This window comes from Pseudomonas sp. NMI760_13 (genome assembly GCF_021283245.1).
GTDB classification, from domain to species: domain Bacteria; phylum Pseudomonadota; class Gammaproteobacteria; order Pseudomonadales; family Pseudomonadaceae; genus Aquipseudomonas; species Aquipseudomonas peradeniyensis.
This window is the reverse complement of the sequence record NZ_JAJSRC010000086.1, coordinates 1-1,100: the sequence shown is the minus strand read 5'-3', so window position 1 is coordinate 1,100 and position 1,100 is coordinate 1. Positions and strand designations below refer to the sequence as shown.

The window sequence follows — 1,100 nt, the reverse complement described above, 5'->3', positions numbered from 1 at the left end:
ACCAATGCCCAAGGGCTGCCGGTCAACGGCCACAATGGCCTGACCTTCACCCTGACCGACGGCACCAAGGTCACCATCCCTGCCGGTAGCGCCAGCGGTACCTTCACCATCACTGCACCGGACGACGTATTCGTCGGTGGCCAGCCGAGCATCGTCAACAAGATCGAGTCGGTTGCCGGTGGCGATAACTTCGAGAAGCTGACTCTCGGCGACAACTCGGTCACCACAAAGGTGACTGACGAGCCAGGCACTGGCACGCCAGGCACCGACAACCAGGGCGACAAGGTCACCGTCACCATCGTCGGCAAAGGCGATGTCACCGAAGACCAGCAGCCGGCCTTCACCGTCAAGGTCAGCCAGAAGCTCGACCATGACCTGACTGTCACGCTGTCCAACGGCGACAAGGTTGTCATCCCAGCCGGTCAGACCGAAGCCGAGTACAAGGCGAAAGCCCAGGGCGATGACGTCTTCAAGGACGGCGATACCCTAACCGTCGGCATCACCGATGCCGCCGTCGACGGCAAGGCCTTCGAGAATCTGGAGCTGGGTGGCAATGCCTCGGTGCAGATCACCGACACCATCAGCGAGGTCGTTGCGACCCTCACCGCCGACAAGACCACTGTGTCCGAAGGCGGCCAGATCACCTACACCGTCACCCTGACCAACGCCCAAGGGCTGCCGGTCAACGGCCACAATGGCCTGACCTTCACCCTGACCGATGGCACCAAGGTCACCATCCCGGCAGGCAGTGCCAACGGCACCTTCACCATCACCGCACCGGACGACGTGTTTGTCGGTGGCCAGCCTTCGATCGTCAACAAGATCGAATCGGTTGTCGGTGGTGACAACTTCGAGAAATTGACTCTCGGTGACAACTCGGTCACCACGACTGTGACCGACGAGCCAGGCACCGGTACTCCTGGCACCGACAACCAGGGCGACAAGGTCACCGTCACCATCGTTGGCAAAGGCGATGTCACCGAAGACCAGCAACCTGCCTTCACCGTCAAGGTCAGCCAGAAACTCGACCACGACCTGACCGTGACCCTGTCGAACGGCGACAAAGTCGTCATTCCAGCCGGTCAGACCGAAGCCGAGTA

Annotated in this window: 1 protein-coding gene; it reads left to right on the top strand. The window is 61.2% G+C overall.

All coding sequences use genetic code 11. From position 1 onward, the window contains the following. On the top strand, nucleotides 1–1,100 hold a 1,100-nt coding region (locus LU671_RS29270), incomplete at both ends, for an immunoglobulin-like domain-containing protein (protein WP_332880105.1).